Origin of the sequence: Paractinoplanes polyasparticus (assembly GCF_019710575.1) — a bacterium.
GTDB lineage: Bacteria > Actinomycetota > Actinomycetes > Mycobacteriales > Micromonosporaceae > Actinoplanes > Actinoplanes polyasparticus.
On sequence record NZ_JAHWFK010000060.1, the window covers coordinates 86,778 to 105,455 of the forward strand.

General features: G+C 69.6%; 19 protein-coding genes. 10 read left to right on the top strand and 9 right to left on the bottom strand.

The window, feature by feature from the left end; all coding sequences use genetic code 11:
* Positions 1 to 74: 74 nt before the first annotated feature.
* The gene (locus KXC43_RS44600) at positions 75 to 902 is read right to left on the bottom strand and encodes a LysR family transcriptional regulator (protein ID WP_221382349.1); all 828 of its coding nucleotides are present in this window, start codon (positions 900 to 902) and stop codon (positions 75 to 77) included.
* 69 nt (positions 903 to 971) lie between these two features.
* Between KXC43_RS44600 and KXC43_RS44605 the strand changes: the two genes are divergently transcribed.
* The gene (locus KXC43_RS44605; RefSeq protein WP_221382350.1) at positions 972 to 1,691 is read left to right on the top strand and encodes an SDR family NAD(P)-dependent oxidoreductase; all 720 of its coding nucleotides are present in this window, start codon (positions 972 to 974) and stop codon (positions 1,689 to 1,691) included.
* A 17-nt stretch (positions 1,692 to 1,708) separates the two neighbouring features.
* Here the strand turns inward: KXC43_RS44605 and KXC43_RS44610 are convergent, their stop codons facing one another.
* Positions 1,709 to 2,524: an SAM-dependent methyltransferase gene (locus KXC43_RS44610; RefSeq protein ID WP_308129541.1), complete on the bottom strand. Its 816-nt coding sequence runs from the start codon at positions 2,522 to 2,524 to the stop codon at positions 1,709 to 1,711.
* A 55-nt stretch (positions 2,525 to 2,579) separates the two neighbouring features.
* Between KXC43_RS44610 and KXC43_RS44615 the strand changes: the two genes are divergently transcribed.
* From KXC43_RS44615 to KXC43_RS44625, 3 genes are read left to right on the top strand one after another with little or no spacing between them, the layout of a single operon-like run.
* Positions 2,580 to 3,326, top strand: a complete 747-nt coding sequence (locus KXC43_RS44615; RefSeq protein ID WP_221382351.1) for an SAM-dependent methyltransferase — start codon at positions 2,580 to 2,582, stop codon at positions 3,324 to 3,326.
* 3 nt (positions 3,327 to 3,329) lie between these two features.
* Positions 3,330 to 4,013: an SDR family NAD(P)-dependent oxidoreductase gene (locus tag KXC43_RS44620; RefSeq protein ID WP_308129542.1), complete on the top strand. Its 684-nt coding sequence runs from the start codon at positions 3,330 to 3,332 to the stop codon at positions 4,011 to 4,013.
* A 24-nt stretch (positions 4,014 to 4,037) separates the two neighbouring features.
* A complete protein-coding gene (locus KXC43_RS44625; protein WP_221382372.1) occupies positions 4,038 to 4,325 on the top strand; it encodes a hypothetical protein in 288 nt (95 codons plus the stop codon).
* Between the two features lie 9 nt (positions 4,326 to 4,334).
* Here KXC43_RS44625 and KXC43_RS44630 read toward each other — a convergent pair whose 3' ends face one another.
* Both KXC43_RS44630 and KXC43_RS44635 read right to left on the bottom strand, forming a co-directional pair.
* Positions 4,335 to 5,063, bottom strand: coding sequence for a DUF6082 family protein (locus tag KXC43_RS44630; protein ID WP_221382352.1), 729 nt, complete (start codon positions 5,061 to 5,063; stop codon positions 4,335 to 4,337).
* 396 nt (positions 5,064 to 5,459) lie between these two features.
* Positions 5,460 to 6,302, bottom strand: a complete 843-nt coding sequence (locus KXC43_RS44635) for a phosphatidylinositol-specific phospholipase C/glycerophosphodiester phosphodiesterase family protein (RefSeq protein ID WP_221382353.1) — start codon at positions 6,300 to 6,302, stop codon at positions 5,460 to 5,462.
* A gap of 94 nt (positions 6,303 to 6,396) precedes the next feature.
* On the opposite strand from KXC43_RS44635, the gene KXC43_RS44640 reads away from it, so the two are divergent.
* Together KXC43_RS44640 and KXC43_RS44645 are read left to right on the top strand one after the other, a co-directional pair.
* Positions 6,397 to 6,954, top strand: a complete 558-nt coding sequence (locus KXC43_RS44640; protein WP_221382354.1) for a hypothetical protein — start codon at positions 6,397 to 6,399, stop codon at positions 6,952 to 6,954.
* Between the two features lie 172 nt (positions 6,955 to 7,126).
* Positions 7,127 to 7,870, top strand: a complete 744-nt coding sequence (locus tag KXC43_RS44645) for a hypothetical protein (RefSeq protein ID WP_221382355.1) — start codon at positions 7,127 to 7,129, stop codon at positions 7,868 to 7,870.
* On the opposite strand, the gene KXC43_RS44650 is transcribed toward KXC43_RS44645, so the two are convergent.
* A complete protein-coding gene (locus KXC43_RS44650; protein WP_221382356.1) occupies positions 7,861 to 8,907 on the bottom strand; it encodes a zinc-binding dehydrogenase in 1,047 nt (348 codons plus the stop codon). The two genes, KXC43_RS44645 and KXC43_RS44650, sit on opposite strands and share 10 nt — an antisense overlap.
* 141 nt (positions 8,908 to 9,048) lie before the next feature.
* Here KXC43_RS44650 and KXC43_RS44655 point away from each other — a divergent pair, with 141 nt between their 5' ends.
* The gene (locus KXC43_RS44655) at positions 9,049 to 9,696 is read left to right on the top strand and encodes a hypothetical protein (protein WP_221382357.1); all 648 of its coding nucleotides are present in this window, start codon (positions 9,049 to 9,051) and stop codon (positions 9,694 to 9,696) included.
* Positions 9,697 to 9,910: 214 nt separating this feature from the next.
* On the opposite strand, the gene KXC43_RS44660 is transcribed toward KXC43_RS44655, so the two are convergent.
* On the bottom strand, positions 9,911 to 10,921 hold the full coding sequence (locus KXC43_RS44660) for an MATE family efflux transporter (RefSeq protein ID WP_221382358.1): 1,011 nt from the start codon (positions 10,919 to 10,921) through the stop codon (positions 9,911 to 9,913).
* A 508-nt stretch (positions 10,922 to 11,429) separates the two neighbouring features.
* Here KXC43_RS44660 and KXC43_RS44665 point away from each other — a divergent pair.
* Complete coding sequence (locus KXC43_RS44665; protein ID WP_221382359.1) at positions 11,430 to 12,332, top strand: DUF5996 family protein; 903 nt, start codon at positions 11,430 to 11,432, stop codon at positions 12,330 to 12,332.
* An 80-nt stretch (positions 12,333 to 12,412) separates the two neighbouring features.
* On the opposite strand, the gene KXC43_RS44670 is transcribed toward KXC43_RS44665, so the two are convergent.
* Together KXC43_RS44670 and KXC43_RS44675 are read right to left on the bottom strand one after the other, a co-directional pair.
* Positions 12,413 to 12,643, bottom strand: coding sequence for a hypothetical protein (locus KXC43_RS44670; protein ID WP_221382360.1), 231 nt, complete (start codon positions 12,641 to 12,643; stop codon positions 12,413 to 12,415).
* A gap of 44 nt (positions 12,644 to 12,687) precedes the next feature.
* Positions 12,688 to 13,041 carry a hypothetical protein gene (locus tag KXC43_RS44675; RefSeq protein WP_255645881.1) on the bottom strand — a complete coding sequence of 118 codons (354 nt, stop codon included), beginning with the start codon at positions 13,039 to 13,041 and terminating at the stop codon, positions 12,688 to 12,690.
* A gap of 86 nt (positions 13,042 to 13,127) precedes the next feature.
* On the opposite strand from KXC43_RS44675, the gene KXC43_RS44680 reads away from it, so the two are divergent.
* On the top strand, positions 13,128 to 14,210 hold the full coding sequence (locus tag KXC43_RS44680) for a toll/interleukin-1 receptor domain-containing protein (protein WP_221382362.1): 1,083 nt from the start codon (positions 13,128 to 13,130) through the stop codon (positions 14,208 to 14,210).
* Here KXC43_RS44680 and KXC43_RS44685 read toward each other — a convergent pair.
* Complete coding sequence (locus tag KXC43_RS44685; protein ID WP_221382363.1) at positions 14,191 to 16,533, bottom strand: hypothetical protein; 2,343 nt, start codon at positions 16,531 to 16,533, stop codon at positions 14,191 to 14,193. The genes KXC43_RS44680 and KXC43_RS44685 overlap by 20 nt on opposite strands.
* Before the next feature lie 127 nt (positions 16,534 to 16,660).
* On the opposite strand from KXC43_RS44685, the gene KXC43_RS44690 reads away from it, so the two are divergent.
* Positions 16,661 to 18,472: an immune inhibitor A domain-containing protein gene (locus tag KXC43_RS44690; RefSeq protein WP_221382364.1), complete on the top strand. Its 1,812-nt coding sequence runs from the start codon at positions 16,661 to 16,663 to the stop codon at positions 18,470 to 18,472.
* Positions 18,473 to 18,678 lie beyond the last annotated feature (206 nt).

The window sequence follows — 18,678 nt, forward strand, 5'->3', positions numbered from 1 at the left end:
CATGCGAAGCCCGCTCTCTGAGGCTTGACCGCTTGTGTGGGAGATGCGGTCGCTTGGAGTCGGTCACCGGGCTTTCAGATGCGGGTCGCTGCCTGGATCAGGCCGGCCAGAGCGAGTGACCGGCTGTGCGGCGGCCACGCGATCACGGTTGTGACCAGGGGCGCGTCCAGCACGGGGACGGTGGTCAGACCCTCGTGCAGCGAGGTCCGGATCGACTCGGGCAGCACGGTCACGGCCCGGCCCAGCGAGATCAGCTGGAGCAGCTGGGTGGCGTCGTGCACCTCGGGACCGGGGCCGGGCGCATACGTGCCGTCCAGTTCCGGCCAGCGCGGCCACGGCACGTCCGCCAGATCGGACATCCGCAGGCTGGACCGCGTGCTCAGCTCGTGGCCGGCCGGCATCACCAGCACCTGGCTCTCGGTGCTGAGTTCCTCGGTGTCGAGCCCGGCGGTCGAGTCGAACGGCAGGTGCAGCAGCGCCACGTCGGCCCGGCCGTCCCGCAGCAGCGCCTCCTGCTGGCCGGCCCCGCACAGCACGACCTCGACCGGCACGGCGCCCGGTTCGGCGGCGTACGCGTCGAGCATCTTCGGCAGCAGCTCGCCGGCCGCTCCAGCCTTCGAGACGAGGACCAGCCCCGGGTTTTCCGAGGCCCGGCGCGTACGCCGTTCAGCCGCCGCCACCGCGTCCAGAGCCGCCCGCCCCTCGCGCAGCAGCACCGCGCCGGCCTCGGTCAGCGCCACCGAGCGGCTGCTGCGGTGCAACAGATCTACGCCGAGCCGCCGCTCGAGCTGGCTGATCGCGCGCGACAGCGGCGGCTGGGCCATGCCGAGGCGGTGCGCCGCCCGGCCGAAGTGCAGCTCCTCGGCGACGGCGACGAAATAGCGCAGCTCTCGCGTTTCCATACCCCCACGGTATCGCTGCGCACCCAGATGGTGTTGGCCCGAAATCGCCGCCGCGGACAGGATCGATTCATGAGCGAGAAGACAATTGCGCTGGTCACCGGCGCGAACAAGGGCATCGGGTACGAGATTGCGGCCGGCCTGGGCGCGCTGGGCTGGGCGGTCGGCGTGGGCGCCCGCTCAGCCGAGAGGCGGGAGACCGCCGTCGAGAAGTTGCGCGCGGCCGGCGTCGACGCGTTCGGGGTGCCCCTGGACGTGACCGACGACGCCAGTGTCACCGCGGCCGCGGCCCTGCTGGAGGAACGTGGCCTGGACGTGCTCGTCAACAACGCCGCGATCACCGGCGGGGTGCCGCAGGAGCCGACCGTGGTCGACCCGGCCGTGGTCCGGACGGTGATCGACACCAACGTGCTCGGCGTCATCCGGGTCACCAACGCCATGCTGCCGCTGCTGCGCCGCTCGTCCGCGCCGCGGATCGTGAACATGTCGAGCAGCGTGGGCTCGCTGACGCTGCAGAGCGCGAACACCGGCGCGACCGGGCCGATCTCCGCCGCGTACGCGCCCTCGAAGACGTTTCTGAACGCCGTCACCGTGCAGTACGCCAAGGAGCTCGCGGACACGGACATCCTGATCAACCTGGGCTGCCCGGGCTACGTGGCGACCGACCTGAACCACTTCAGCGGCTACCGCACCCCCACTCAGGGCGCGGCGATCGCCCTCCACCTGGCCACCCTGCCCGCCGACGGCCCGACCGGCGGCTTCTTCGACGACGCCGGCCCGGTGGCCTGGTGAGGATGCCGATCGGGGGGCTACGGCTTGCGGCCGACCGCAGTCCAGATGTTGATGTCGGAGCGGGCCGGGATCTCGGCGCCCGGCTCGGGCCGCCACTCGCTGGCCGGCACGACACCCGGCTCGACCAGCTCGAGGCCGTCGAACAGGGCGGCGAACTCGTCCTTGGGCCTGGTCCAGACGTCGGACTTACCCTGCGCGATGAGCTGCTGGTAGAGCTTCTGCTGCTCGGGGGTGCCGAAGTCGGAGGTGGCGTGGGTGGCCACCAGGTAGCTGCCCGAGGGCAGGGCGTCGAGCAGTTGGCGCACGATCGGCTGGGCCGCGCCGTCGCGGTGGATGAAGTGCAGCACGGCGATCAGCATCAGGCCGACCGGCTGGTCGAGGTCGAGGGTCTCGCGCAGCGTCGGGTGCTCGAGGATGTCGGCCGGCCGGTTCAGATCGGCCTCGATGTACGCCGTACGCCCCTCGGGGCTGCTGTTGAGCAGCGCGCGGGCGTGCACCATGACCAGCGGGTCGTTGTCGACGTAGACGATGCGGGCGTCGGGTGTGACCCGCTGCGCCACCTCGTGGGTGTTGTCGGCCGTGGGCAGGCCGGTGCCGATGTCGAGGAACTGGCGGATGCCGGCCTCGGCGGCCAGGAACCGGGTCGCCCGCTGGAGCAGCGCACGGTTGGCCAGCGCACCCAGCCGTACCTTGGGAAAGAGCTTTTGCAGCTCGTCGCCCGAGGCCCGGTCGGCGGCGAAGTTGTCCTTGCCGCCGAGCCAGTAGTTGTAGCGCCGGGCGGGGTGGGGCACGGTCGGGTCCAGGCCCGCCGGAGCCGCGCTGGTGTGGTCCACAGCGGAACAATAACTCCTGTTCCCCGGCCGCGTCCCATCGGTCCACAATGGAAATATGGATGAACTCGACACGGGCGTGCCGCAAACGGCGCGTATCTGGAACTACTGGCTCGGCGGGACCGACAACTTCGCCGTGGATCGGCAGGTCGGCGATCAGATCCGCGAGGCGTTCCCCGACATCGTCGACAACGCCCGGGCTTCCCGCGCTTTCCTCGTACGGGCGGTGACCCACGTGACTGCCGCGGCCGGCATCAGGCAGTTCCTCGACGTCGGGGCCGGCCTGCCCGCGGCCGACAACACCCACGAGGTGGCACAGCGGGTCGCCCCCGAGTCACGCGTCGTCTACGTCGACAGCGACCCGCTCGTGCTTGCTCACGCTCAGGAGCTGCTGACCGGTAACACCCAATTCGTGCAGGCCGACGGCCGTGACACGGCGTGGGTGCTGGGGGCGGCCGGGCTCGACTTCTCCCGCCCGGTCGCCTTGATCATGTCGGGCCTGCTGGGCCACCTGACCGACGATGACGCCGCGCTCGCGATGGTCCGCGCCTACCTCGACGCACTCGCGCCCGGCAGCTATTTCATCGCGCTCGACGGTTCCCACAGCCTCGAGCACGGCGAGGCCGAGAAGATCTGGAACGAGCAGGCCAATCCGCCGTACGTCCTGCGCAGTCACACCCAGTTCGCCCGCTTCTTCGACGGCCTGACCCTGATCGACCCCGGCGTGACCTCGGCCCCGCTGTGGCGCCCCACGGTTCCCGACCCGAAGCCTCTCGACGTGGTGTGCGGAGTCGCGATCAAATAGGGCGTGACTTCCATCCGTACGGCGGTGATCACCGGCGGCCTGAGCGGCCTCGGCGCCGCGGCCGCCACCCGCCTGCGCGCCGACGGCATCCAGGTCCACACGATCGACCTGGCCGAAGGCGCGGACGTACGGGCCGACGTCTCCGACCCGGCCGCGGTGAAAGCAGCCGCCGCCCAGCTCGGCCCGGTCGACATCCTGATCAACTCAGCCGGCGTGGTCGGCCCGAACGCCCCGCTGTGGCAGGTCGACCCCGAGGCCTGGGACAGGGTCTTCGCCATCAACGTGCGCGGCACGTTCAACACGTGCCAGGCCTTCGTCCCCGGCATGCTCACCCGAGGCTGGGGCCGCATAGTCAACCTGGCCAGCATGGCCGGCAAGGACGGCAACCCCAACATGAGCCCCTACTCGGCCTCGAAAGCCGCAGTGATAGCCCTGACCAAGTCCCTGGGCAAGGAACTGGCCACCACCGGCATCCTGGTCAACGCGATAGCCCCCGCCGTGATCGAAACCCCGATGAACGCCGACACCGACCCCGCAGCCCTGGCCCACATCACCAGCCTCATCCCCATGAAGCGCGTGGGCCGCCCCGAAGAGGTAGCCGAGTTGATCGCCTGGCTGACCTCCGACAAGGTCTCCTTCTCAACCGGCGCCGTCTACGACATAAGCGGCGGCCGAGCGACCTTCTAAGCATGCATGCGCTACAACTCCTGCATGAGCGAACATTCGACTGCCCGATCACCGGTGTCTCAAGCGCTGCTGGCCTCGCCCATCCTGCGTCGCGTGGGGCTGTCTCCACGAGCCCGAGGTAGCGCTACTGAATATACCTGCCCGGATCTTTTCGAGTTGGCGGACGGTAACTTTGCTGTCGTAGGAACGGACCGGACCGAGGAACTGATGAATCAACTGCCTCCGGACGCGGGCGTTGCCACCTATGAGCGCATAGTCGTCATAACCCGCGAGACATTGATGGCGGCGTGGAAGGACCTTTCAGAGCAATAGACCCGTCTGTCACGGCGCGAGGTCGCCAGGTTCTCCCGTTTTGATAGTAGAGAACCTCGGCTGGCCCTCATGCTCATGCCATATGGCATCTGCAATGGTTGCGAGACTTGATTCCTGAGCGCCGTCGACATAAATTTTGTACCTTATGGAAGCCGTTTCGCGCCAATACTCTCGCATCTTGTTGCTGGTAAACAGATGGCGCATACCGCTGACCATCTCCTCCCTGCTTGCCGTGCCCGCTGTGTACTGGAGCCAGATGCATTGGAGGAGTAGGTTACTGAAAAGGTATTGTCGCCGTGCCTTCTCGTCCGTGCGCCCGTAGCTCGGCAACACTTCGGCGAGGACGGGGTCATCGATGGCCATGCGCATAAGGCTCATGTGGAGATTTCGCATGTCCACATCCGCGCTCCGTCGCAACGCCTTCTCCGCATTCTCGAGGACCGCGCGCTGGAGTGCAGTGTCGTCTCGCTGAATGCGGAGGTCCCTTGACTGCGACAGGTAGGAGATAATGAGGGCAGTGAGAGCGAACGCCGACAGAAGTGCGTTGATCGCACCGAAGGACTCACCGACGCTTCCCCATCGAGCCCACGTAGCTTCATCGCCACTCCGGCTTACCGCGGCTGCGAGCCCGATCCCGGCGGGTACCACAACTCCGCCGATCAACGCGACCGCCAGTGCCCAGCGGGCCCACTGAGAAGCTGGCACCGGTTGCTGGTTGTGGCGCACGAAGTCGTCCACGTCTCGTTTCCCCCTCCACTACGTCCCTCCGCCGGCCATGGGTGGATCGTGGCGCAATGAAAGGCGGGTTCAAGTAAGTTTGCACCGGAGAGGGCTGCCGGTGGCACGTGACCGCATGAATGAATTGCAGGTGGCCATATAGCAGAATGCTTTCATGCAATCTGGAACATGGCACCCCGCAATCCTCGGATTTTGTTGATCGGAACGTTTGCAGGAAAAAATGGGAAGCTGTGCTGGTATATTGTCTACGTACTCCATCGTATTGGTAGGTTGTGTATGAGCGCGGGTACCGTTCTCCCGGCGCATCGATTGACGCAACCGCGGTGCGAACTATGCCGCTTCGCCCGGATTGCTAACAACGCGATTTCTTTGGAGCACGTGCACCCGGAGGGGCTGTCAAGCAGCGTTGGACAGAACTGAGCCGCGGAGGAAGGCTTCCAGGCCCGTGAGGTCGTCGGTGTTGATGTGGTCGACGTCGGCGGCTACCAGTTCGCGCCACAGGGCGTCGCGGGCGGGGCCCGGGGTGTCGGGGGTTGCCCAGAAGCGCACGCGCTGGCCGTCGGCGTGGGCGTCGCGGACGAACTGGCGCAGCTTCGTGCGTTCGGCGGGCGGGATCGGGCCGGTGCCCTGCCAGGTGAACAGGGTGGTCCAGTTGTCGCTGATCAGCGGGATCAGCGATGCGGGGGCGCCCGAGTTGAGGTCGGCGGCGCGGCCGTCGTAGAACGCGTACCGCACCCGCTGGGCGACCATCAGGTCGCGGGGGCGATCTCCGCTGACGACCACGGTGACGGCGTCCTGGGAAACCCTTCCCCACGCGTACGTCGTGAGAATGCTCCGATACCGGCGGAGCACTTGGTCGAGTTCCGTGTAGGTCGCGGCGCCGGTGTTCTTGATGTCCACCAGCAGTTGCAGCGAGATCGGGCTGCCCCGGTAGACACGGCCGTGGTTGGCCCGGATCCGTTGCCGCAGCGGGTCGAGGTAGAGGCTCTGCAGCGTGCGGCCGGGGACCACGTCCTCCGGGTCGTGGCCGACGAGCAGTTCGCCGCCGACCAGGTAGATGTCGGCCTCGACGCTGGTGAAGCCGTGCGCCAGGGCGTCGGCCAGCGGGCGTTCGTGTTCGTAGTCGTTGTGGGCGTGTGCGCGGGCCAGTGGGCGTACCCCGTGTGCCTGCGCCGCCGCCGGCGTCAGGGCCAGGGTGGCGGACACCGCGGCGATCAGGGCCAGAATTCGGCGAATCATGCGTCCTCTCCCGTCCAGTCATCGACAGGCATGACTCTATGGGTGGGCGCCGGCCTGGACCGTGAATGTGCGGTGAAAGGCTAGGATCACCGGCATGGCGGCGGGGAACTCGCGGATCAAGCCGGTCGAGCGGGCGACGAACCGGTCGTGGGACGAGTGGCTCGTGTTCATGGACGGGATCGGCGCGAAAGACCTCGACCACAAGCAGATCGCGCTCAAGGTCTACTACGAGCTCGAGGGCGCCGGCGTCGAGCCGCTCGGCTGGTGGACGCAGGCCGTGACGGTCGCCTACGAGCAGTTCATCGGCCGCCGCATCCCGGGCCAGCGGCCCGACGGCACGTTCCAGATGAGTGTCAGCAAGTCCACCAGGCTGGGCATGCAGGAGCTGATGGACGCCTGGACGCGGTTCGCCGCGCAGGACGACTTCGTCAGCGGCCTGGTCGCCGGCGACCCGAAGATCAGCGGCACCGAACGCCGCATCACCTGGCGGACCAAGGCCGGCGACGGGTCCTCGGTCATCGTCACGAGCGAACCCAAGCCCAACGGTACGGCCTCGATCGTGGCCACCCAGATCGGCCTGCCCGGCCCGGAACAGAACGACGAGGCCCGCGCGAACTGGGCCGCCGCCGTCGCCCGCTTCCTGTCCCGCTGAGGACGAAGCGGCGCCCGGCACCGCTTCATCAGAGCAGGTGCTGCGTCAAGGTCGCCAGGGCGTGACCTTCCGTCTAACGGGCGATAGGCGTACGACCAGGGATTGCGCGGGCCGGGCGGCGGGCGTTTGGTGGAGGGCGCTACCGGTGGGGAGGTGCGAGCAGAGGGCTGCGATGTTGAAAACTGCGATCGACCGGAATCTCGGCACGGGAGTCACGACCGTACGCCTCGACGGCGAACTGACGCCCGCCACCGTTCCCGAGGTCGGGACGGTGATCGCCAAGGCCGCGGCCGAGTGCCCGCCGGCGGTGATCGTCGACCTGACCGGGCTCTGCCACGAGGACGATCCGCTGCTCAGCGTGTTCGCCACGATGACGTACGACGCGCAGCTGCACTGGGGAGTGCCCGTGCTGCTCTGCGACGCGGCTCCCGGCGTACGGGAAGGCTTGGAAGCCTTTCGGACCTACGTGGCCCTGTACGAGGACAGAGGCATGGCGTCGCTGGCTGTGCACGCCAAGGTTCCGCGCTGGGTGCGCCGGCATCTGCGGTGCGAGGCGCGCAGTGCGGCGATCGCCCGGGGCGTGACCGGCGAGGCCTGCCTGACCTGGGGGCTCGAGGAGCTGCACGGCCCGGCCCGCCTGGTCGCCAATGAGCTGACGGCCAACGCGGTCGTGCATTCGGGCGGCGAATTCGACCTGACCCTCGTCCACACCGGGCGCTATCTGCGGATCGCGGTGCAGGACGGCTGCACCACCATGCCTCGTTGTCCGGAGGGCCCGCCGGTGACGAGCACCGTGATGCGACCGGGCTCGGGCCGCGGGCTGCGCATCGTCGCCGCGGCCGCCACCCACTGGGGCGCCACCCCGCTGCTCGACGGCAAGATCGTGTGGGCGCTGATCCGGTCCGGTCACCCGTAACGCCGGTCGGTTACGGAATCGCCGCCCCGGCCCCCGGAAGCGATCGCCGGCCGGCCGCCCGAGGCAGTCACATAGATCAGGGTCTTCCCGATGACGGTGCGGTTCTCGATCGCGGCGTGGGCATCGGCGGCGCGGTCCAGCGGGAAGGTCTGTCCGATCACCGGCCGCACCTCTCCGGCCACGGCTCGTGCCATCATCCGCTCCGCCCACCGTGCCACGTGCGGTCCGAAACCGGCGAGCTGGTCGATGCCGATCAGCCGGACGTTCATGCGGCCGGCTTCCGCGGAGTCGACGTGGGTGACCTCGCCGCTGGAAGCGCCGTGCACCGAGAAGCGGCCCCCGGTCGCTGTCACCTCGAACGCCGCCCGCCCGATCCGCCCGCCGACGCCGTCGAACACCACATCCGGTCCGGCGCCGCCGGTCGCCTCGAGCACCCGGCCGGTCCAGCCCGGTTCCGAGTAGTCCACCACCGCGTCGGCGCCCAGTTGCCGCACCACGTCGAGCTTCCGGCTCCCGCGCGCCGCCCCGATCACCCGTGCCCCCGCCGCGCGAGCGAGTTGCACCAGCAGGGTGCCCACCCCACCCGCCGCCGCCTCGACCAGAACCCAGTCGTCGTGGCCGGTCCGGGCGTGTTCGGTCAGCCCCAGAGCCGTGCTGCCGTCGCTGCACAGGGCGATGGCCTCCGGCAGGCCGAGCCCGTCCGGCACCCGGATCAGGTTTCCTACCGGGGCCACCGCCCGCTCCGCGAATCCGCCGGTATCGCCCGTGCCGGCCACCACCCGCCGCCCCCGCCAGGCCGGATCGACGTCGGCGCCGACCGCGCCCACCAGCCCGGCCACCAGACCGCCCGGCACGTACGGCAGCCGCGGCCGCTCATGCCACCGGTCGGTGCCCCGCCGGATCTGTGTCTCGACGAACGTCAGGCCCGCGACCGCCACCTCGACCAGCACCTGGCCCGCCCCGGCCACCGGTTCCGGCACCCGGCCGGGAACCAGCGCCTCGGGACCCCCGAAACGGACCACCTGGACTGCTCGCACCGGCTGTGCTCCCTTCACCCGCCGACAGCCTGCGACCTCAACCCAGGTTGAGGTCAACCCCTCCGGCGATCCGCGGGGCCGGCCGGCCCGAGAAGCTGCTTCGTCCGTCCGGGACTTGACCTTGGCGGGCAAGATCAGAGCGTGGTGCTTGTGGTGGTGGGGATGATTCCGGTGCTGGGGCTGTGGTTCACCATGTCGCGCGTGCCGCGGTGCCGGTGGGTCGTGGCGGCCGTGATCGTCGGGATCGCGGTGGTGGCGGCCGTGCTGCTCGGCTGGGTGGTGCCGCGGGCACGCCTCGAGATCCAGCTCGCTGCTCCGCCGGCCGGTGTGCTGGCGGTGATCGGTGGCCGGCTGGTCGAGCGGCGGATCCTCGGCCCGGCCCGGCGCGCGGCGCCGCCGTACGTGCTGGGGATCTGCATGGTGACCACCTCCTTCATCGTGCTGTGGGCCGGAGTGCCAGTAACGTTCCACCCGGACGCCGGCACGGTGCTGCCCCTGCCGGACGGGATGCGCGCCGCGGCTGTCCCGCACAATGACGGCGCGTGCGACTCCATCGGCTGCGTGTCGACGATCGACGTCATCGCGGCGGACCGGTCCGGTGACAAGATGAAGGCCGAGTTGACGCGCCACCTGCGGGCGCGGGGCTGGGGCAGCGGATGCCGCCCGACCGGCTGGCTGCTCGACGGCTCGACGGAATGCGTCGAGATCTCCGTACGGGATGGCGGTGCGACGATCCGGCTGTCGGGGAACCGGGAGAACGTGCGGGAGCAGACTCTCAGTTTGCGCTGAGTGCAACGCTGCGTCCCGCCGACGCTTTCCTCGTACGCATGCTGCTGATCCCGGCCGTTATGCACCTGCTGGGCCGCTCGGCGTGGTGGCTCCCGCGCGGCTCGACCGCCCGCTGCCCGAGGTCGGGGGCGCCGCCCTGGAACGCAACCACCCGCCGCTCAGGCCGGATTCCGATCGGTAGGGCCGGTCGGCGGATGCCGATCGGTGGAGCCGGTCAGGCGGGACTTCGATCGGTGGAGCCGCTCAGCCGGTGGAAGAAGAAGGCCTTGCTGATCGCCTGGGCGAGGTTGGCCACGCCCAGCGCCAGCCAGAGCGCCGTCAGGCCGCCGGCGTCCGCGACCGGCACCGCGACCAGGCAGAGCAGGCCGAAGAAGAGCGCGGTCGAGACGAGACCGGGAAAGGTGCGGCGCAGCCCGAGCAGGCCGAACCCGTAGACGGCCTGGACGGCGTCGGTGACAACGGCGAACGCCACGAGGGGCAGCATGGCTCGGATGCCGTGCTGGAGGGCCGGGTCCGAGCTGAACAGCGGAACGATCCAGCGACCCAGCACGATGGCGAGCCCGGCCAACAACCCGACCCAGACGACGGCCACGATCGCGCCCGCACCGACGCCGCGCCGCGCGCCGTCGACGTCCCCGGCCCGCATCGAGCGGCCGACCATCGGCACCACGGCCTGACCGATCGACACCGCCACCGTGTAGATGATGTTGACGAGCGACTCGGAAACCCCGTGCACCGCCGCCTGATCGGTGCCGAGCCGGGCGGCCGCGAAGGTCAGCACGCCGAGGACCGTGAACTTGACGAGCACGGTGCCGGCCATCGGCAGCCCCGTCCGGGCGAGCAGCAGAATCTCGCGGCGGTCGGGACGGCCCGGCAGAACCGTGCGGTGCAGCCCGGTGATGTGCCGAAGCGCGAGCTGCACCTGAGCCGTGTAGACGACGCCGGAGACAAACATGGCGACCCCGGCGCCGACCACACCCAGGGCGGGAAACGGCCCCGGGCCGAGCACAAGAAGGGCGGAGAGCCCGACCGTCGCCGCCGTGCTGACCAGCCCGGCCCGCAGCACGGTCGGCCCCCGGCCCAGGGTGACCAGGGTCGAGCTCGCCGAGGCGCCGACGGACTGGGCCACGACCGCGAGGGCGAGCAGACCCGGCAGCACCCCGAGGCCCTGAAGCGTCGGCGCCGTGACGCCGGCCGCCCCACCCAGCCAGCGAGTGCCCAGCACCGCGAGCGCGCCGGCCCCACCGACGGTGTAGCCGAGCCAGAGACCGTTGCTGAGCAGCGCGACCCGAGGCGCCGCGGATCGTCCTCGTGCCGGCTGACGTACGGCATCATCCCGCGCATGACGCCGGTCACGGTGGCCACCACCGGGACGTAGACCGCCATGGCGACCGCGAACGCGGCCAGCGACGAGGTGCCGTGCCGGCCCAGGGTGGCCGTGTTGACGAGCGCTCCGACCGAGGCGACGAGCGTGTTGACGTACAGCGGAAGCGCGGTCTTGACAACCATCAGGTAATGCCGCGACATCTGAGCCTTCCCGCCACGCGCCCGCTTCGAAGATCGATTCAACGGGCGAAAGCTTGGCCATCCCTAGCCCCCTCCCTCCCGGGGCGGGCTGGATTCAACCAGAGTTCAGCCGAACGGGGTGGACGTTGTCCACAGGGCCGCGCACGTCACGCTTTCCCTGTCCACAGGGCCGCCCGATCACGCGGCCGGCCTGGCAGGCTGGAGCGATGGAGAACGCGATCATCCAACCGTGGCCCCGGCTGCGCGTCGCCGACTGGGCCGACACCCGCGACACGCTGCACATGTGGACGCAGATCGTCGGCAAGGTCCGCATGGCGTACGCGCCGCCGGTCAACCACTGGTGGCACGTCACGCTCTATCCCAGCGCGCGCGGGCTGACCACCTCGGCCGTGCCGCACGGCAGTGGTGTGTTCGAGCTCGAGTTCGACTTCCTCGACCACCGCCTGCACGTGCGCACCAGCGACGGCGGCTCACGCGAGGTGACCCTCGAGCCCAAGTCGGTCGCGACGTTCTACGGCGAGACCTTCGAGGCCCTGGCCGCGCTCGGCGTCGAGCCGCAGATCCACGCCGTCCCCAACGAGGTCGAGCCCGCGGTCCCCTTCGCCGACGACCATGAGCACAAGTCCTACGACGGTGCGGCCGCGCAACTGTTCTGGCGTCAGCTGTTGCAGGCCGAGCGGGTGCTGGGCCGGTTCCGGTCCGAGTTCGTGGGCAAGACCAGCCCCGTCCACTTCTTCTGGGGCGCGATGGATCTGGCCTGCACCCGCTTCTCCGGCCGTATCGCCCCGCCGCATCCGGGTGGCGCGCCCAACTGCCCGCCGTGGGTCATGCGGGAGGGCTATTCGCACGAGCTGGCGAGCTTCGGTTTCTGGCCCGGCGGTGGTGAAGAGGGCGCCTTCTACTCGTACGCGTACCCGGAGCCCTCGGGCTATGCCGAGCGCACGGCCGCCTACTACGACAAGGCGCTGCAGGAGTGCGTCCTGCCGTACGAGACGGTCGCCGAGGCGGCCGACCCCGACGCGACGCTCACCGAATTCCTTCGCACGACCTACGAAGCCGCTGCCGACCTGGCTCACTGGGATCGCCCAGCCCTGGAGACATCACGGTAGCCACGTCGCCCTTGGGGCCGGGGGAACCGGCCGAGCGTGGCTCATGATCATCGTTGCCGCTGCGCCGGGACCTCAGTGCGTCAGCCTCGCTTCAACGGATCACCCGGCGCCGGCGGCGCCACCCTACGTACCTCGTAAGCCTGGATCTCGTGGTTGATCTGATGAGTGTGCGGACGATAGATCAGGTCCACCGGTCCCATGATGTCCCGGCCCACGCCGCGCCGACGAGTCCGCGCGGCCAGCCACGCGAGGCAACCGAGGACGGCCGCCAGGACGGCGACGAAGGCGAGCCACGGCACAATCTGTCCCACGCGGGCAGCCTACGTCGGACGCCGGCCTCGGACGGCTGTGAGCGTCAGCCGTCGGGGGTGAAGAGGCCCTGAATTCCGACGACGACGGCGATCAGGCCGAAGATGGCCAGCAGGAGCGCGGGCGGGGCGTTGCGGCGGGTCAGGCGGTCCCACAGCAGGGCGACGCCGACGAGGATGCCGACGATCTCGTAGTGGAAGACGCGGGGGCCGTCGAAGAGGTGGACCAGCAGGTAGTAGCCGCCGGCGACCAGGGCCACCACGCCGACGATCCAGCCGAACGGGGCCACCCGGTCGGCGGCGCGGGCCAGGTTGTCGCCGGCGCGGGGGATGCGGCGCAGCAGGCTGATGGCGAGCAGGAAGCCGCCCACGATGTTCGCAAGGTCGAGAAGCAGGGCCATGAGCACGACGCGACCCTTACCCGGGAGCGCTCCCAGGCAATCCTTCGGGTATTGAGGTGGGTGAGATCTTGGAGCAAGCTCGGGTCGTGAGCGGTCACAGTGGATGGGCGTTCGTCAGTTATTCCCATGACGACAAAGCGAAGGTCGCGGCCCTGGTCCAGGACTTCACACGCCGCGGGATTCTCGTGTGGTGGGATGACCTGCTGCAGCCGGGCGACGAGTTCGCGCCGCTGATCCGCGGGAAGCTGGCCGATGCGTCCTGCGTCGTCGTGGTCTGGAGCAGGCACTCCGTCAGCAGCGACTATGTGAAGGTGGAAGCGGCCAGCGCTTATCCGCTGCAGCAGGCGGAAGCGCGCGGACGTCTCGTGCCGGTTCTGATCGACCGCGACGCCGAGGAGCAGATCCCCGAGCCGTTGAGAGATCTGAACTACCACGACCTGACGGAGTGGGACGGGCAGGCCGTCGCGGCTCTCGACGGCGTGGCCGCCGTCGTCGCAGTCCTGGTCGGCCGGCCGACCAGAAACAACGAGGTCCATGGGCCCAGTCTGCGTGACGGATGGACGATCCACCGGGCGACCTCGGCCAGCGAGAGCCTGCGCCGGCTCACCGGCCAGGTGCACACCGTCGGCTCAGCCCTTGCCGGCCACGAAGAAGTCGTCGCCGACCTCCGGGCCGCCTTGACCGAGGTTCATAGAACGCTCGGTGTGGTCTCGGAGAGCACGTCCGAGTTCGTCCGCGCCGGCTTGGCCGACCCCCTCGACCCGGAGCCGTACGTCCGCTTCGAACGTGGCACTCTCGAGACCCGGATCGAGGAGGGTCACGGGCACTGTGACCTCATCGGGTTGCACTACATGCGCTCGGGCGGCATCCGGGACTGGTTGCGCGGTCGCGTCACACCCGGCGTTCTTGACGAAGCCGATGAGACCTTCGGGACGTTGATGACGGCCGACGGCGACCTGTTCCAGCAGCTGGCGGTCATCGGCGCGGCGCTGACCAAAGAGTCCCGGGTCATCGTCAACCTGCTGTTCGCCGGGCAGCGCGACGTCGCGCGGAGCCGTGTCTCGGAGGGCCGGGCAACCTTGGCTCCGCTCGAGGAAAGCCTCCAGCGGAGCATCGCGGCGCTTCAGCACGTCGAACGGGACCTCGGGATCACTCCGTCGGACCGGTAGAGGGGGCGCCGGGCCTCGGGTCGTCGGGTAGGCGGAGGGTCGACGTCGGCAGCTGCCAGATGACGCGGGGGTCGTTCAGTGGTTTGCCGTGCCACATGCGGACGTCGATGGCCGGGCTGTGCAGATCGCCGCGTACCACGGTGGCCTTCTTGCCGTTCGAGAGTGTGAAGTCCGGCAGGTTCAGGCGCGTCAGGTCGTTGCCGGCGGGCGTGGCCGGCAGCAGGGCGTCGGCCAGCAGCACCGCGTCCCAGGCCGGGATCAGGTAGGTGCCCAGGTCGTTCGCCTCGCAGGGCTGGCTGGTCAGCTTGGCCGCGGCGTCCAGCGGGCACGCGTTGAGCAGCTGGCCGTCGGAGATGTTGTCCGCGCGGTCGGCGCAGGTGAACGGGCCTTTGAGCGCTACCAGGTCGCCGTCCTTCTCGATCTGGCGGGTCAGCACCCCGTACGCCTGCTCGGTCAGGTCGGCGCAGCCGGGGCCACCGACGTTGTAGTTGACCGCCCAGTCCGCGTTGCTGACCGCCCGCAGCTGGTAGTTCGCCATGAAGCGGCTCACCGACACGTCGGCGATGACCAGGCGGGGCCGGGAGTGCCCGCACACCTCGTTGACCCGCTGCACGAAACCGGCGAAGCGCGTCCACCGGTCGGCGAAATACAGTACGGCCGGCGGCGTGGTCTTGTCGGACTCGCAGATGGAGTCGTCGATCTTCTCGAGCGCCGGCAGGTGCCGGGCGGACGATCCGGGCTTGGCCGCGACGGCCGCGAGCAGATCGTTGACCAGCGACGTCGTGTACTGGTCGGTCGGGTTGGGCTGCTGGTAGATGTCGAGCCGGAAGCCGTCCTGGTAGGCGCGGGCCAGCCGTTTGGCCGTGTCCGCGGCGTACTGCATGTTCGGCGGCGCCAGCTGGAGGTAGCCGGGCTTGTTGACGAACTTCTGGTCGGGTGCGCCCAGGTCGGCCAGCAGGTTCGGGGCGATGAACGGGATGCCGGCCTTGAGCAGGCGGTTGATCGCGCGCTGGGTGTCGTCGCGGCTGTCGCCGCCGCCGATCACGACGACCCGGTCGCCCAGGGCGGGACGGCGCTTCTCGATCATCGCGGCGACGTCGTCGACGTGTGCGACGTCCGGGCCGGCGTCGGCGATCACCACGTGCACCCGGTGCTTCGTGGTGGCCGCGATGTGCGACTGGGCGTACAGGAAGGCCCGCAACTGATCGCGCTCGGAGGGGTAGTCGCGGCCGTCGGCGCAGCGTGCCGGGTCGGACTTGAGCGGCTCGCAGGAGAGCGCGCCCAGCCACACGACGGTCAGGTCGCCCGGTTCCAGCGGCTCGTTCCGGTCGAGGATGCGGCGCTGCAGCTCAGTCGTGACCGGGTCCTTGCCGAAGGCCGAGGCCGCGAACATGCCCGCGTCGGCGCTGTCGATCAGGCCGTAGCAGCGGCCGTCGGCGGTGGCCCGCAGCGTGGTGATCCCGGTCGAGGTGGGCAGCGTGTAGCAGTTGTTGACCACGCCGGGCAGCCACTCGTCACGGGTGTAGCCGAGGAAGCTGAGGAACAGGGTCAGTACGGCCAGTACGGCGTGGTGCGCGGGCTTCAGAGCCGGCTGCCTGACCAGCCCGACCAGCTTGTCGGAGATCACGATGGGCAGCACAATGGCGGCCACCGAGATGCCGAGCGCCCGCGCCTCGGAGCTGCCCGAGAAGATGTCGGCTACCACCACGGTGGCCAGCGCGAAGACCACCGCGATGCCGCCGAGCAGCCCGACCAGTTTGAAGTCGGCGGTCAGCGGCACGGCCACGACGGCCAGCCCGAGCGCGACCAGGATGGTGCCGACCCCGACGTAGCCGGTGATCGCGGCGTGCACGATCAGCACCAGCAGGGCGAGCACGGCCACCAGCCCGGGCCGGTTGCCCGCCGTCAGCATGTCGAGCAGCCGCGACGTCGGCTTCGTGGCCCCGGGCTTGGCCTCCTCCGCGTCTGCAGCCTTGGCGGCGGCCTCGGCTCTGGCCTCGGCCTCGGCCTTGGCTGCGGCGGCCGCCTTGGCCGCCGCGTCGGCCGCGTCGATGGCCGCAGCGGCGATCTTGGCCGAGGCTGCCGCCTTGGCCGCCGCCTCGGCCTCGGACGTGGGCGGGGACGTCGTCTTCCGCACCTCGCCGATGATCCAGAGTGCGCCCCACAGCACGGATGCTCCGGCCACCACGTACACGACCGCCCGCCAGCCGGACGAACCGGACAGCAGGGCCCGGCCCAGGATGACCGCGGCCAGCACCACCGCCGCCAGGCGCAGCAGGGAATCGCCGCTCGGGAGGAAGCGCAGCAGCCGCTGGTAGCGCATCGACACCCCTCTTCGTACTCAGTGGACACCCAGGGTAGGGGAGCGACGCCAGTGCGTGAGAAGTCTTGAATAGAAACATGGAGATGTATGAGATAGGGGGGTCCATCTCTGCAGAGGAGCACACCCCTTGAGGAAACAGAGCACTGTCGTGCTGGCCGCCGTCTCCGCGTTCGCGGTGGTGGCGGGCTTCACGGCCATGCCCGCGGCGGCCGCACCCGGCGATGTCGCGACCCGCTCGGCCGACGTGGAACCAACCGCGTCACTCGGCGAGGACAACCTGCCCCACCCGCTCGCCGAGCAGCGTGAGGCCGAGCGCACCGAGGCCCTCGCCAAGCTGATCGCCGGCGAGGTGAAGAGCGAGAAGCGTACCGGCTCCGAGGTCATCAAGCTCGGGAAGGGCAAGTTCGTCGAGTACCGCAAGAAGGAGACCAAGACCGACCCGGTGCTCACGTTCCTGGTCGAGTTCGGCGACGCCACCTACCCGGCGGCCGGCGGCACGGCGGGTCCGCTGCACAACAAGATCGCGGCCCCGGACCGTACGAACGACAACTCGACGATCTGGCGGAGCGACTTCAGCCCGTCGTACTACAAGGAACTGCTGTTCGCCAAGAACAAGGAGTCGATGGCGGACTTCTACTACAAGCAGTCCGGCGGCCGGTACACCGTGGGCGGCGACGTCTCCGACTGGGTGAAGGTGCCCTACAACGAGGCCCGCTACGGCAGCAACGAGATCGGCGAGGACGACGGCTACTGGAACTACATCAAGGACACCGCCACCGCCTGGTACGAGTCACAGGTGGCCGCGGGCAAGACGCCCGAGCAGATCAAGGCGTACCTGAAGACGTTCGACGTCTGGGACCGCGACGATTTCGACAAGGACGGCGACTTCAACGAGGCGGACGGCTACATCGACCACTTCCAGGCCATCCACGCCGGTGAGGGCGAGGAGGCCGGCGGCGGCGCCCAGGGTGAGGACGCGATCTGGTCGCACCGCTGGTACGCGTTCTCCGACGACGCCGGAACCACCGGTCCCGCGGGCAACCTGGCCGGCGGCGTGCCGATCGGCGACACCGGCCTCTGGATCGGCGACTACACGACCGAGCCCGAGAACGGTGGCCTCGGCGTCTTCGCCCACGAGTACGGCCACGACCTGGGCCTGCCCGACCTGTACGACACGGCCGGCGGCGACAACGGCACCGGCTTCTGGACCCTGATGTCCGGCGGCTCGTGGCTCAACCGCGGCGCGCCGACCATCGGCTCGACGCCCGGCTACATGGGCGCCTGGGAGAAGATCTTCCTCGGCTGGTCCAACTTCGTGACGGTCAAGCCCGGCAAGAGCAAGTACGTGACCCTGGGCTCGGCCGCCAACGGCCAGAGCGACGTGCTGCCCGAGGCGGTCGTGGTGCCCCTGGCCGACGGCTCGTACTACGCCGCCGAGTACCGCACGTACACCGGCTACGACGAGACGCTGAAGGTCGGCCCGTACAACTGGGGCTGGCAGGACACCCGGCCCGACTGGGCGGAACGGTTCCCGTACCAGGACGGTCTGTTGGTCTGGTACGTCAACCCGGCCGTCGGGAACAACAACACGAGCCGTCACCCCGGCACGGGCCTGAGCCTGCCGGTCGACGCGCGCCCCGCGCCGATCGTCTTCGGAGACGGCGCGCTGCTCGGCAACCGCCGCCAGCCGTTCGACGCCACGTTCGGCTTGCAGAAGACCGACGCCGTGACGTTCCACCGCAACGGCGCCGCGGTGTCCCTGCCGAAGCAACCGGCCAAGCCGGTGTTCGACGACTCCGACCCGCTGGCCTACTGGAACGCGGCCAACCCGCAGAACTCGGTGAAGGTGGCCGGCGCGGGCGTCAAGCTCGAGGTGAAGACCCAGATCACGGGTCTGATCCCGGTGATGACGGTCAAGGTCACTCCGCCCCGCGCGTGACCTCGGGTGCGCCGGGCCGGCGGTGTTCCCGGCCCGGCGCGCTCAGCGGTCGAGCACGATGTCCGGGAAGTGTTTCCGGATCACCCCGGCCGCGTTGCGGACCTCTTGCGCGGCGGCCCGCTGGTGGCGCCCGTTACCTTTTTGATCGTCCCCAGCCGGGGACTGCTCGGTCGCTCGGTCCGGTATGACTTACTGCCCCTGTCGCA

Bases quoted from the DNA above. Each gene is read 5' to 3' on its own strand.
- KXC43_RS44685 (WP_221382363.1), bottom strand. From the start codon at position 16,533: ATGCGCTACCAGCGGCTGCTGCGCTTCCTCCCGAGCGGCGATTCCCTG.
- KXC43_RS44600 (WP_221382349.1), bottom strand. From the start codon at position 902: ATGGAAACGCGAGAGCTGCGCTATTTCGTCGCCGTCGCCGAGGAGCTG.
- KXC43_RS44625 (WP_221382372.1), top strand. From the start codon at position 4,038: ATGAGCGAACATTCGACTGCCCGATCACCGGTGTCTCAAGCGCTGCTG.
- KXC43_RS44645 (WP_221382355.1), top strand. From the start codon at position 7,127: ATGTTGAAAACTGCGATCGACCGGAATCTCGGCACGGGAGTCACGACC.
- KXC43_RS44675 (WP_255645881.1), bottom strand. From the start codon at position 13,041: ATGGCCCTGCTTCTCGACCTTGCGAACATCGTGGGCGGCTTCCTGCTC.
- KXC43_RS44640 (WP_221382354.1), top strand. From the start codon at position 6,397: ATGGCGGCGGGGAACTCGCGGATCAAGCCGGTCGAGCGGGCGACGAAC.
- KXC43_RS44665 (WP_221382359.1), top strand. From the start codon at position 11,430: ATGGAGAACGCGATCATCCAACCGTGGCCCCGGCTGCGCGTCGCCGAC.
- KXC43_RS44605 (WP_221382350.1), top strand. From the start codon at position 972: ATGAGCGAGAAGACAATTGCGCTGGTCACCGGCGCGAACAAGGGCATC.
- KXC43_RS44635 (WP_221382353.1), bottom strand. From the start codon at position 6,302: ATGATTCGCCGAATTCTGGCCCTGATCGCCGCGGTGTCCGCCACCCTG.
- KXC43_RS44615 (WP_221382351.1), top strand. From the start codon at position 2,580: ATGGATGAACTCGACACGGGCGTGCCGCAAACGGCGCGTATCTGGAAC.